This window comes from Saccharothrix deserti (assembly GCF_009769385.1).
Taxonomy (GTDB): Bacteria; Actinomycetota; Actinomycetes; order Mycobacteriales; family Pseudonocardiaceae; genus Actinosynnema; species Actinosynnema deserti.
The window spans coordinates 136,261-148,786 of sequence record NZ_VKAB01000024.1 but is presented as its reverse complement, the minus strand read 5'-3'; the positions used below and the strand labels follow the sequence as shown (position 1 = coordinate 148,786).

The following is a 12,526-nucleotide window of genomic DNA, read 5'->3' as shown; positions in this document are numbered from 1 at the left end:
TGTTTCCCGACCCGGACGACCCGGACGACCCGGACGGTGGCGGCCGGTGGCGGCTGGTGCGGCACACCGAACCGCGGTCACAGGTTCATCGATTCCGACGACAGCGCGCAATTGCTGTGATTCACTCGATAGAGATCACCGAAAGGCCAAGGCGCAGACCGCAATTGTGCGGAGGTGTTTGAGGGGGTGGCGTTGGTGCGTGAGCGTTTCAGCGCCTATCTCCGGCGCACCGAAGGCAGGTTGGCGCTGATCGCGGCTCTCACCGCCGTGTCCACGATCGTCCTCGGTCTCGTCGGGATGACCGTCCTGCGGGATCGGCAGGCCCTGCTCGACGACGCGGTCGACCGACGGGGCGCGCTCACGTCCGCCGCGCTCGACATCTACCGCACGTTCGCCGACGCCGACGCCACCTCCCTCGACGCCGTCCTCGTCGACCAACAGCGCTCACCCGGGCTCCAGCGGAAGTTCCGCGAGGACATCTTCGACGCCGTCGACGCCTTGCGCGAGGCCGCGTCGCGGGACGCCGGAGGCAGTTCCTCCGAACGGGTGCGGAGGCTGACGGATCTCGTTCCGCAGTACGTGCAACTGGTCGAGGTCGGCTGGAGCGCCAGCCGCAACAACCACCCCGTCGGCACGTCCTACCTCTCGCAGGCCTCGTCCCTCGTGCGCGACACCATCCTCAAGGACGCCGACGAACTGCACGACGAGCAGATCAAAGCCCTCACCGAGGCCCAGCGCAACGCGTCCGAGCACGCCTGGTTCACCTACCTGCTGGGCGTCGTCGTGCTCTTCATCCTCTACCGGTCGCAGCGGTTCCTGTTCGCGCGCACCCGGCGCAAGGTCAACATCGGCCTGCTGGCGGCGACCGCGCTCACGGCGATCGCCGTGCTCTGGTTGCCGATCGCGCTGCTCGTCTCGTCGGGCAACGCGGAGGACAGCATCGTGAAACGGGAGCAAGTGGTGGCGCCCCTGGCCGAGGCGCGCAACGTCGGCCGGTCCGCCGACGGCAACGAGGCACGCATACTGATCTACCCCTCGGTGGGCGACATCAAGGCGCTGGAGAACGACTTGAAGAAGATCGGCGCCCTCATCGAGGAGGCCAGGAGGTTCGCCGAGCCCGGCCCCGACCGGGACCGGGTCGACCAGGCCGCCTGGGCGTTGCAGTCGTGGACCGAGATCGACACGGCGTTGATCAAGACGCCGAACGAGCCGTTGACCTACCCCGAGACCGTCGCACTCGTGACGCCGCCGGTGGGTGACGAGAAGTCCTACGCCGAACAGGTCGACGAGCACCTCACGGCAGCGATCTCCGGCTACACCAGGAGTTCCGCCGAGTCCACGGCGTCCGCCCGCGCCGCGCTCAACGGTCTGGACATCGTCTTCGCGCTGCTGATGGGCGGCGCTGCGGTGGCGGCGGTGGCCGGGTTGTGGCCCCGGATCGCGGAGTACTACCGATGAGGGCGCGCGCCGGCTTGGTCGCCGCGGCCCTCACCCTGCTCGTGGCCGGGTGCTCGGCTCCCGCTCCGGCGCCGCAGGAGGAGCGCACCGCGCCCCTCGTGCTGCCCGACGGCTACTCCGACCCGGGGCTCGAGGCCACGTTGGTCCCGGAGTGCGGCACACCGGAGGGCAGGGCCCAGTACAACCCGCGACGCACCCTCAACCCGGCGGGCCTGACGCGTGACGCCGCGGGCACGCCCACCGGCCCGAAGTTGGACAAGATCCGGGAGGACGGGCTGCTGGTGGTCGGCGTCAGCCAGACCACGCCCCTGCTCAGCCGCCGCAACCAGGCGACCGGGCGCATGGAGGGCTACGAGATCGACATCATCAACCGGATCGCGGCCGAACTGTTCGGCGGTCCGCTCCCACCCGACGACCCGCGCCTGCGGCTGGTGACGATGCCGACCGGCAGCCGGCTGCTGGCCCTGGACACGGACAAGAACGACGTGGAACGGCAGAAGACCCCGGAGCTGGCCGAGGTGCCGGAGGTCGACATGGTCGTCGCCGACGTGACCCTCACGTGCAACCGGGTGTTCACCCACGACGTGATGTACTCCTCGCCCTACCTGACGACGAACGCGGGCCTCCTGACCCGCACCGGCGCCGAGCGGCGCGACTCGCTGGCGGACCTGTACGGGCAGAAGGTGTGCGCCGCGTCGGCCACGACGAGCATCGCCGACCTGACCGCCGCACGGCCGAACACCGGGATCGTGCCGGTGTCGGTGCCGGACTCCAGCGAGTGCCTGATGCTGCTGCAACGCGGCCTCGTGGACGCGGTCTACACCGACTTCCCGATCCTGCAGGGCCTCCAGTTGCAGGACCCCGGCACCGCCCTGGTCGACCTGCGCGGCCAGGGCGGCGGGGAGGCGGGCATCGCGATGAGCAAGGACCACCAGGACCTGATCCGGTTCGTGAACGGCGTGCTGGACGAGATGCGCGCCGACGGCACCCTGGTGGCCTCGCGCAACAGGTGGTTCGTGGACGAGGTGCGGGCGGCGGGGCTGGGCGACCCCGGGCCGCCGCTGGACCTGCCGCCCGTCAGCTACATCGACTGAGCCGTCACATCGACTGAGCCGTCACGGCTCCTCGACGGTCTCCTCCTCCGCCGGCAGGCCGTCGCGGCGCCACCGGAGCTTGACCTCGAACTGGCCCTGAACACCGGTCCGGGCGATCACCGCGCCCGCCTCGGCGTCCATCTTGAGGCCGAACTTCAGCTCGACCTCGTCGGGCGCGCGGGTCATCGACGTGAACTGCGCGAGGGCCGCCGCCGCGGCGTCCCGGACCCCGGCGACCGCCTGTTCGAACGTGGCACGGGCCTCCTGCAACACCCTGGTCGATGACCGGCCGGCGCGGGAGATGCCGGCACGCTCGTCCACCTCGATGAGGACCGAGCCACCTTCGGCCAGCGGGAACCGGATGAGCTCCGAGTACGGGTGCTCCGTCGTCACAGGGTTTTCTCCTCGGTGTTCTCGGTCGTCGCGCGGTGTTCTCGGTCATCACGTGGTGTTCTCGGTCGTCACGCGGTGTTCTCGGTCGTCACGCGGTCAGCGCCGTGCGGCAGCCGCCGCAGAACCGTGCGGTCGCGGGCCACGTCTTCCCGCAGTTCGGGCACGTGATCTCGGGCGCGGCCGCCGTCGTGGCCTTCGCGGCGGGTGAGCGGTAGTCCACCGGTGGCGCGTCGGGGCTCATGCTCGACATGACCGAGCTCATCCCCACGGACAGCAGGTCGACGGCCGCGAGGTTGTCCTTGAGCCGCACCACGCCCTCGCTCGGATCGCCCACGACCTCGACCAGCCTCAGCAGCCGGCCCAGCACCTTCTCGTTGCCCAGAGCCGTGGCGAGGGCGACCGCGCGGCCCCACTCGACCGCCGCCGTCACCAGGTCGTTCGCGTCGTGGGCGTCGCACCCGCGCAGCACCGCCTGGCCCAGCTCGGCCTGGTCGGTGTAGTGGGCGACCTTGGGGTCCATCTTGCTGGACTGCTTCAGGTCGTCGGTCCAGTGCGCCAGGACGAGCACGGGCGGGCACGCGCTCTCGAACTCCGTCGCGCCCGCCCGGCGCACCTCCAGGTCCACCCGGCCGACCCGGATGTCGCTGTCCAGCTCGGCGTCCGACGAGTCGACCGTGAGCCGCAGGTGGAACTCGCGGCTCTCCGCGCCCCACGACCCGGTGGTGAACGCGGTGGTGCGGGCGTCGAGTCCGTCGCCGACGAGCGCGGCCTCGGTGGGGAAGGTCTGGCGCAGGAAGTCCACTTCCGCGCGGGTCGTCGTCTTCACCACGATCCGCGCCTCGGGGACGATCTTGTCCATGGCGGCCTTCGTCATGGCCTCGAAGTCGGCGACGAGGTCGGCCGGCCGCCGGACGGCGTCGGCCGTGCCGTGCAGCGCCGCCGCGATGCGGAGCAGCTCACGCTTCTCCCAGTCCGCGCCGATGCCGCGGGCGTCGCAGGTGAACACCCGCGAGCACAGGGAGAGTTCGGCGTCGAGCTTGCGGTCGGACGGGTTGTTCTGGCCGTCGGTGAGCATGATGACGTGCCGCACGGCCGTCGGGTGGTCGGAGAGCAGGCCGCGGGCCAGTTCCAGCCACTCCCCCATGTTCGTGCCGCCGCTGGCCTGCAACCGGCTCACGGCCTTCTTCGCCGCACGGCGGGTCTCGGGGGTCGCGGCGACCAGGCGCGGGCCGGTCGGGTAGACGACCCGGGCGCCGTGCGTGCCCTCGATCACCGCGAACAGCGCGCCGTCGCGCAACGCGTCGATCGCGGCCTTCGTCGCCCGTTGCGCCGCCGCGATCTTCGTCGGCGGGTACGTCATCGAGCCCGAGCAGTCGATGGCGATCACCTCGGCCACCTCGGGCGCGGCGGCGGCGGTCACCCCTTCGGCGGTGACGGTGAGGACGGCGTGCATCTCGTCGTCCTCAGTGGACAGATAGCGGTTCTGGCTGACCGCCAGGCTGAAGCCGGGCACGTTGTCCATGTCCTCGTCCCTGTGGCTCATCGGAAGGTCACCGGCCGGTACCGGTTCGCGAGGTCGACCAGGTGGGAGCGCTCGGCCCTGGTGTCGGCCTGCCGGGCCAGCGCGCGGTACGACCGCTCCAGGCGCAGCCGCAGCGCCTCCTCGTGGTGCTGGAGCACCTCGTCGCCGGCCAGGGACGCGGCGAGTTCGGCCTCCTGCACCACTGCTTCCAGGCGGACGCGGGACTGGCCGGTGGGCGCGCCGCCGTCGAGGTAGAGCTGGGACAGCCGGCCGGTGGCGGCGGCGAGGTCGGCGGCGTTCGGGCGGTCGAGCCGGCCGGGCCTGGTGAGGATGCCGCTGAGCACGCGCACGGCCGCGATGCGTGCGGCGTCGTAGTGCCGCGACACCGGCGGCGTCTCGTCGAGCAGGTCGACCGCACCCACGCGGTCGCCCTGTGCCAGCCGGACCCGCGCCAGACCGAACACGGCGCTGACCACGGACCGGTCGCGCCGCCACACCGCGCGGTACAGGGCCTCGGCCCTGGTGAGCAGGCGCTCAGCCGTGACGAGGAGGCTGTCGTTCTCGGTGAGCAGGCCCTCGTCCTTCGTGCGCAGGCCCTCGTGCTCGGCGCAGTAGGCCAGCGCGAGCTTCGGCGCGTCCTCGCCGGGCAGTTCGGCGTAGACGGCGTCGAACGCCTCCTCGGCTTCCTCCACGTCCTCGTCGGCCAGCGCGATGAGCCCTTCGTGCCACCGCAACCGCCAGTCACCGTCGCCGCCGAGCAGCTCGCGCGCCTGGCGCAGGCTCTCGGCCGCCGCGTCGAGATCGCGCGCGGCGAGTCCCGCGCGGCACCGGACGAACGCCGTCTCGGGGGTGCGCAGGCCCTCCGCCTCCAGCCGGTCGAGCAGGCGTTGCGGGTCCTCGGCGTCGGCGGCGGCCAGGACGTCGGCCGCCGGGTCGTCGGCGGTGGCGCGCGGCACGGGCAGGCCGATGGCCACCACGTCCGGTGCGGGCCTGCCGTGGTCGAGCACCAGGTCGTCGGGCAGCGCGTCGACCCACCGCCGCAGCGGGGGCACGGCGCCGAGGCCGGCGTCCAGCAGCGTGGCGGTGTGGACGAACAGGGTCGACGGCTCCGGGCGCGGCTGCTCGTCGCGCAGCGAGGCGACCTCGCGCAGCACGCCGCGCAGCTGATCCGCCATGTCGGCGGCGGAGGCGAACCGGCGGTCCGGGTCGCCGTCCAGGGCGCGGGTGCAGACCCGGCGGAACGATTCCAGGCCGACCTCGACGCGTTGCCGGTCGGCGGTGCCGTACTGGCCGGTGCGGTCCGCGGTGGCCGAGTAGAGGTGGCGCAGCAGCTCGCCGACGGTGTGCAGGTCGGACTGGACGGTGAGGCCGCGTTCCGCGATCTCGGTTTCGGACACCTGGTAGGGTCGGGTGCCGACGATCTTGCCGGACCGGTCGCCGAGCCGCCGGACGGCGCCGAGGTCGATCAGCTTGACCCGGTTGCCGCGCTCGCCGTGCCTGCCGGAGCGCACGATCACGTTGTCCGGCTTGAGGTCGCAGTAGAGCAGGCCGCGTTCGTGCAGGTAGTCGAACGCGGCGAGGACCTGGAGGCCCGCGGCGATGACGTGCTCGGTGCGCAGCGGCTCGCCCAGCGGCAGCGTGCCGTGGCGGGACTGCTCGGCGACCTCGTTGAGCACCAGGCCGTCCACGTACTCCATGACGATGTAGGTGCGCGGCGCGCCGGTGTGGGCGTCGGGGTGGCTGACGAAGTTGAAGATGCGGACGATGTTCGGGTGGTCGATCGTGGTCAGCGCCTGGCGTTCGGCGGTGGCCAGGTCCTCGTCGGCGACGTCGATGAGTCCTTTGAGGACGACCGGGTTGTCGTCCAGGTGCGTGTCCTTGGCGAGGTAGATCCAGCCCAGCCCACCGCGCGCGAAGCAGCCGACGACGCGGTACTGGTCTTGGACGAGGTCGCCCGGTTCGAGGCTGGGCAGGAACGAGAACGCCGTGCCGCACGCCAGGCAGAACCCGGCGCCCTGCGCGGGCAGGGCCGTCGGGTCGGGGCAGTCGGGGTTGCCGCAGCGCCGGACGCGGACCGGGACCTGGGGGTCGGTGAGGATGCGGCTGGTCGGGTCGGGGAAGTCGAAGACGGGCAGCGACAGCGGATCGCTGGTGCGCGACCGGCGGCTGCCGGCGCTGGTACTTGTGCCGGTGCCGGTGCCGGTGCCGGTGCCGGTGCCGGTGCCGGTGCCGGTGCTGGTGCTGGTGCTGCTCACCGTGACGGCGCGCGGCGCCTCGGCCGGACGTCCGCAGGTGTCGCAGAAGCCGGTCTCGTCGATGGTGCCGTCGCAGTCCAACCTGGTGCAGGCCGTCATCCGTGCTCCCCTTTCGCCAACGCCCGGCGCACCGCGTCCTGGTACTCCCGCACGGCCTTGCGGGCGGCGGCCACGTCGACCGGGTCGGCCGCCAGCCGCGCGTGCGCCTTGCGGTAGGCCGTGGCGATGCCGATGTGCTCCACGAGCCCGCCGTCGCCCGCTCTCGCCTTCCACGCCTCCAGGAGACCGCGCAGGTCGGACAGGTCGTTCTCGTCTTGTCGCGCGGCGCTTCGCTCTCGTTCGACCCGGGCGATGGCGCGGTCGAACCGGGGCAGCCGTTCGGCGACGAGAGCCCAGTCGTCGGCGGCGGCGCGGCGCAGGGCGGTGAGGCGGATGCGCAGCCGGCCGGCGTCGCTGTCGGGGCCGGACCGCAGCAGCACGGCGATGCGTTCGGCGAACCCGTCGAGCCGTGCGGTGACCGCCTCCCGGGCCAGGGTGCGTGCCGTGTCGAGGGCCGTCGAACCGTCCTCGCGGAAACCGAACACGAGGCGTGCGCCGCTGGAGACCATCGGCCTGAACACGTCGTCGAGGAGGGCCTGCGGCTCGTCGGCCTGGTCGACGCCGTCCACGACGACGGTCATCGGCGGTGTGCCTGCCTGGACGCGTTCGGTGCTGGAGCCGTGGATGGCGAGTCCGGCGCGGTCGACGATGCGCCGTGACACGTCTTCGGCCGTGAGCCCTTCGACGTCGAGGGCGAGGTCTGGTTCGGCGGAGTCGCCGACGCTGGAGAGCGCGACGGCGTGCCGGAGGTCGGTCAGCTCGTCACCGACGATGATCAGCACGGCCGCTCCGTCCTGCCGGCGGGCGAGCCAGTCCATGATCTCGCGGACGCGTTCGGCGGGCTGGGAGCTGTTGGCGGGCGGGACGAACCGGTCGGAGTCGATACCGCGGTCGCCGACCGACCACTCGGAGATGAGCGGCAGGTGGGCCTCGATGGCGGCGACGGGCATCATCCACGACAGCCCGGCGTCGTCGTCGGTGTACTCGCTGACCACGATGCCGAGCACGTCCCCGGTGGCGTCGTCGGCGACACCCGACCCGCTGAACCCGGCGCGGACCCGCTGCTCGCCGTCGGAGCGGCGGTTCATCTGGAGCCACTCGGACCCGGCCCAGGCGGCGAGCGTCATGCGTGCCCAGACGCCGATGTCGAGCCCTTGGCCGTGCGGGTAGCCGAGGGTGTGGACAGGCCGGTCCCAGGTGAGCGCGGCCTTGCGGAGCCTCGCCCCGACCCCGCGCGGCTGCCTGGTCTTGAGCTTGAGGATCGCGACGTCACCCCGGTCGTCCCCTTCCGGCGGGACGCAGGCGAGGATGCGGGCGTCACTGGCGGGAGAGCCGGGCAGGGCGACCATGTCGACGGCGAGCTCTTCGGCGGCGAGCGCGACGTGGGCACAGGTGAGAACGTGCTCCGGGTCCAACAGGACCCCGGCGCCGAGCACGCCACCCCCACCCCGGTCCCGCACCCGGACCCGCCACGGCTCGGCCCCGTGGGCGAAAGGCCCGGCACGGCCCGTACCAGCGATCATCCTTGAACGATAAGGCAGGGGTGGCGCGAACGATCACCCTTCAGGAACCCCGTCCCCGTTCGGCCTAGAACGTCGAGGAGACGCCTGGTGCGGGTCGTGCGATCACCCACTGGAAGGTCGCCGGGCCTTCGGGTTCCCGCATGGTCACCTGTTCGTCGACGAGCAGGGTGAGGCCGGCTTGCCGGAGCAGTGCGCGGTTGGTCGCCGGGTCGTGGCTGCTGAAGTACATGGGTGCGCCGAGCCAGTCGTCCTGGACACCGTCGGAGCTCCCGCAGGCCAACGCGGCGAGGAACAACCCGCCGGGACGCAGCCACCGCGTGATCCGCGCGAAGAGGGCGGCGTGCTCGTGCCTGGGGATGTGGCCGATGGAGTAGAACGCGGTCACCGCGTCGAAGCTGTCCGGCGGGAACCTCAGCGTCGTCATGTCCTGCTTGAGGAAGCGGGCACGCGGGACCAGGCGGCGGGCGAGGTCGAGTTGGGCCGCCGATATGTCGACTCCGAGGACGTCGTGGCGCTCGGCGAGTGCCGCTGTGCAGGGAACGCCGGCGCCGCAGCCGAGTTCGAGCACGGACGCCGAAGCGGGCAGCCGGGTCGACAGCGCTTCCAGGAACCGCATCCGCGGGTCGCCGTCGATCCGGCCGATCCAGTCGAGGTGCTCGGTCGCGATGGCGTCGTAGCCCGATTCGACGATGTGCTTGGGATCGCTGACCACGAGGGCGACCGTAACGCGGTGATCTGGGCAGCCGGAACGAGTTCGTCGGGCGCTGTCCGACAGAGGGACCGCTCACGTGGTCGCGGAATTGGTCAGCGTGATCGCGTACACCTCCACCCGCGGGTCGTCGGGCAGCGTCACCGAGTGCACGACCTTGGCCTGGTCGAGTGGGAGGGACAGGCCGAACAGCCGTACCGGCGGCCCGTCCACGCCTTGGCCCGCCTTGATTCGGTGTGGCATCTCCAGCACTGCGGTGCCTCCGGAGCCCGCCCAGTCGCCGACGGTCATCGGCACCTCGGCGGTACTGCCGTCGGCGTACCGGACGGTCACCGCCGTGGTCACGGGGCCGTTGTGGGACGCCGCCACGAGCCGCAGGGCACCGTACTCCCCGGCGGGCAGCAGCATCGCCTGGCCGCGCGCCTCCACGAAGTTCGCGGCCGTCCCGGTCGCGTCCGGGGCCTGGTAGGTCACGCCACCCCACGACACCGGACCCGCGGCGGGCAGCAACGCGGCGTCGTAGCTCCAGCCCTGGCCGTCGAAGTCGCCTTGACCGGACGCCGTGACCGTCGCCGTGCCGTCGTGGTCGAGTTCCCGGGTCAGGTCCACCGCGCACTGCTCCCCCGCCACCGCGCACGTCGCCGCCTGCCGGACCTCCACGACGGCCTCACGCACGACGGTGTTCGGCCCGTTCACGGTGGCCTGAACCGGATAACGGCCGATCGGCGTGCCGGCGGGCACCGTCACCACGACCTGGACCGACCGCTGGGTCGGCAGCCGGCCGGACTTGATCACCAGCTGCCGCGTCGTCGTGACCGACCAGCCGGCCGGCACGCTCGCCGACACCTCGACCGGCACCGTGCCGGGCGCCTGGGCGAGCACGTCCAGGGTCAGCGCCACGGTCTGCGGGGCGTCCGCCGTCGGCACGACCGCCGACGACTGCCGCAGTGACGCGTCGACGTGCCGCCGACCGTCGGCCTGCGCGCGGTTGATCGACGGCGGTTCGGCGCCGGGTTCGGTGCCCCAGGACGAGGGCGTGGTGCCGAGCTGGTGCGCCAACGTGCCGCCGCGGACGACGGTGTCCCAGTCCAGCCACGTCTTCCGGACGTCCCGGCCGTCGAACGACACCCGCCGGACGTACCGGTTGGTGTCACTGGCGCCCGGCGCGGTGATGGTCAGCGTGTTCTGCCCGGTCCGGACGGTCGCGGCCGGGAACTGGGGGCTGGACAGCGCCAGGAAGTCGCCGCCGCTCATCGTCGGGTACAGGCCCAGTGACGAGAACACGTACCAGGCCGACATCGTGCCCAGGTCGTCGTTGCCGGTCATGCCGTCCGGGCCGGTGGTGAACAGCGTCATCGCCGCCCGCACCACGGTCGCGGTCTTCGCGGGCGTGCCCGTCGACAGGTAGAAGTACGGCGCGAGCAGGTCGGGTTCGTTGTTCGGGTTGTAGGTCGGCTTGCCGTAGTAGTCGTAGGGCTGGGTGATCCAGTCCTCGCGCACGGTCCCGGCCGGGTCGGCGAGCAGCTTGTCGTAGGCGAAGAACGCGTCGAGCCGCTGCTCGGTCGCCCGCCGTCCGCCCATCAGCCCGACGAGCCCGTTCGGGTCCTGCGGCACCAGCCACTGGTACTGGAACGCGCCGCCCTCGTGGAACTGGTGCCCCGCGTCGACGGGGTTGTACGGCGTCACCCACGTGCCCTCGGCCGTGCGGGGGCGGAAGTGGCCGGTCGAGGCGTCCCACAGGTTGCGGTACCACTGCCCGCGGTCGGCGAACACGCGCGCGTCGTCGTGCCTGCCCAGGCCACGGGCCATGACCGCGAGCGACGCGTCCGCCGCCGCGTACTCCAGCGTCGCCGACGCCGGGTGGACGCAGTCGTTGTCACCGCCCTTGTGCGCGCAGTCCGTGCCGAGCTTCAGCCCGGACGGGATGTACCCGCGGTCGCGGTAGAACTCCACGCCGGAACGGCCGTTGTACGGGGAATCGGCGGGCGGAACCGTGGTGGCGTTGCGCTTGAGCAGCTCGTACGCCTCCTGCTCGTACCCGGCGAGCAGGCCCTTCGACCACGCCTCGACCAGGAACGGCGTCACCGGGTCACCGGTCATGATGTTGGTCTCGCTGTTGGCCAGCGCCCAGCGCGGCAGCCACCCGCCGTCCCGGCCGCTCGCGACCACTGACAGCGCGACGTCACGGGCGACCTTCGGTTCCAGCAACTCCAACAGCTGGTTCTGCGGCCGGTAGGTGTCCCACAGCGACAGGTTCTGGTACGGCGTGAAGCCTTGCGCGGTATGGGGTTTCCCGTCGAAGCCCATGTACCTGCCGTCCACGTCGCCCGCCAGGTTCGGGTGCAGCAGCGAGTGGTAGAGCGCGGTGTAGAACGCGGTCCGCCGCTCGGGTGCGCCGCCGTCGATCCGGATCGAGCCCAGCCGTTCCGCCCACGCCCGGTGCGCTTCGGCTTTCGTGGCGTCGAAGTCGTAGGAGTCGCCGGTCTCGGCGGCGAGGTTCTTCCGGGCGCCTTCGATGCCGGTGTACGACAGGCCGACCTTGAGCACCACGTCCCGGTCGGCGGTCGCGTCGAAGCTCACCCACGCGCCGTTGCCGCCCTGGCCCGCCGCGTCCGGCACACCCGGCGCGCGGGTCGTGCCGCGCCACGTGCCGAAGCTCGCGAACGGCCGGTCGAACGTGGCGGTGAAGTACACGGTGTGCTCGTCGCGGCCGGCGCAGAACCGCCCGGCCCGGACCCGCCCCTCGACGGTCCGGTCGCCCACCACGTGCACCTCGGAGTCGAGCACCTGTTGGTTCGCCTTGCCGGTGTTGAACAGGACGTTCGCCTGGGTGCCCGCCGGGAACGTGTGCCGCTGCCAGCCGGTTCTGGGCGTGGCGGTCAGCTCCGCGTTCACGCCGTACCGGGACAGCCCGACGCGGTAGTAGCCAGGTCGGGCCTCCTCGTCGGCGTGCGAGTACCTCGACCGGTAACCGGTGATGTCAACGTTGTCCACAGGCCCGGTCGTCGGCATGACGGGTAACTCGCCGGCGACGCCGCAGCCCACGCCGGACAGGTGCGTCTGGCTGAAGCCGTGGATCTCCTGCTGCTGGTAGTCGTAGCCGCCCTGGCCGCCGGTGTCCGGGCTGACCTGCACCATGCCGAACGGCATGCTGACACCGGGGAACGTGTTGCCGAAGTTCTGCGTGCCGACGAACGGGTTCACCAGGGTGGTCGGGTCCACGGCGTCGGGCGAGTCGGGTGCGGCGGTCGCGGCGGTCGCCGGTGTTCCGACGAGCAGCAGTGCGGCGGCCAGCAGGAGTGTGTTGCCTCGTCGGAGCGGCATCAGCAGGGCCCTCTCTGGGTGACAACGTTGTCACGTGATCCGCGTGCCCGATCACCTCCCCGACTCTGGCGCACCGCGCCCCCGTCGTCCAGCCCCGGGAAGACAGGGCATTGACCAGATCGAACTGAGTTCAATACTGTGCGGTCCTG

The 12,526-nt window shown here is 71.9% G+C and carries 8 protein-coding genes; 2 read left to right on the top strand and 6 right to left on the bottom strand.

The genetic code is table 11. The features are described from left to right. Positions 1 to 195 precede the first annotated feature (195 nt). Together FM051_RS33025 and FM051_RS33020 are read left to right on the top strand one after the other, a co-directional pair. Positions 196 to 1,458 carry a hypothetical protein gene (locus FM051_RS33025; RefSeq protein WP_158850289.1) on the top strand — a complete coding sequence of 421 codons (1,263 nt, stop codon included), beginning with the start codon at positions 196 to 198 and terminating at the stop codon, positions 1,456 to 1,458. Then, positions 1,455 to 2,552, top strand: a complete 1,098-nt coding sequence (locus FM051_RS33020) for a transporter substrate-binding domain-containing protein (RefSeq protein ID WP_158850287.1) — start codon at positions 1,455 to 1,457, stop codon at positions 2,550 to 2,552. The genes FM051_RS33025 and FM051_RS33020 overlap by 4 nt, the downstream gene beginning before the upstream one ends. A gap of 21 nt (positions 2,553 to 2,573) precedes the next feature. Here the strand turns inward: FM051_RS33020 and FM051_RS33015 are convergent, their stop codons facing one another. From FM051_RS33015 to FM051_RS32990, 6 genes are all read right to left on the bottom strand, one after another. Then, on the bottom strand, positions 2,574 to 2,945 hold the full coding sequence (locus tag FM051_RS33015) for a CU044_2847 family protein (RefSeq protein WP_158850285.1): 372 nt from the start codon (positions 2,943 to 2,945) through the stop codon (positions 2,574 to 2,576). 88 nt (positions 2,946 to 3,033) lie between these two features. Beyond that, positions 3,034 to 4,488, bottom strand: a complete 1,455-nt coding sequence (locus FM051_RS33010) for a VWA domain-containing protein (protein ID WP_158850283.1) — start codon at positions 4,486 to 4,488, stop codon at positions 3,034 to 3,036. Continuing rightward, positions 4,485 to 6,821 (bottom strand): serine/threonine-protein kinase, encoded by a 2,337-nt coding sequence (locus FM051_RS33005; RefSeq protein WP_158850281.1) that lies wholly within the window; start codon positions 6,819 to 6,821, stop codon positions 4,485 to 4,487. Before FM051_RS33005 ends, FM051_RS33010 begins: the two co-directional genes overlap by 4 nt. After that, on the bottom strand, positions 6,818 to 8,344 hold the full coding sequence (locus FM051_RS33000) for a S1 family peptidase (RefSeq protein ID WP_158850279.1): 1,527 nt from the start codon (positions 8,342 to 8,344) through the stop codon (positions 6,818 to 6,820). Before FM051_RS33000 ends, FM051_RS33005 begins: the two co-directional genes overlap by 4 nt. 64 nt (positions 8,345 to 8,408) lie before the next feature. Then, positions 8,409 to 9,056, bottom strand: coding sequence for a class I SAM-dependent methyltransferase (locus tag FM051_RS32995; RefSeq protein ID WP_158850277.1), 648 nt, complete (start codon positions 9,054 to 9,056; stop codon positions 8,409 to 8,411). A gap of 72 nt (positions 9,057 to 9,128) precedes the next feature. After that, on the bottom strand, positions 9,129 to 12,377 hold the full coding sequence (locus tag FM051_RS32990) for a GH92 family glycosyl hydrolase (protein WP_158850275.1): 3,249 nt from the start codon (positions 12,375 to 12,377) through the stop codon (positions 9,129 to 9,131). Between the last annotated feature and the right edge of the window lie 149 nt (positions 12,378 to 12,526).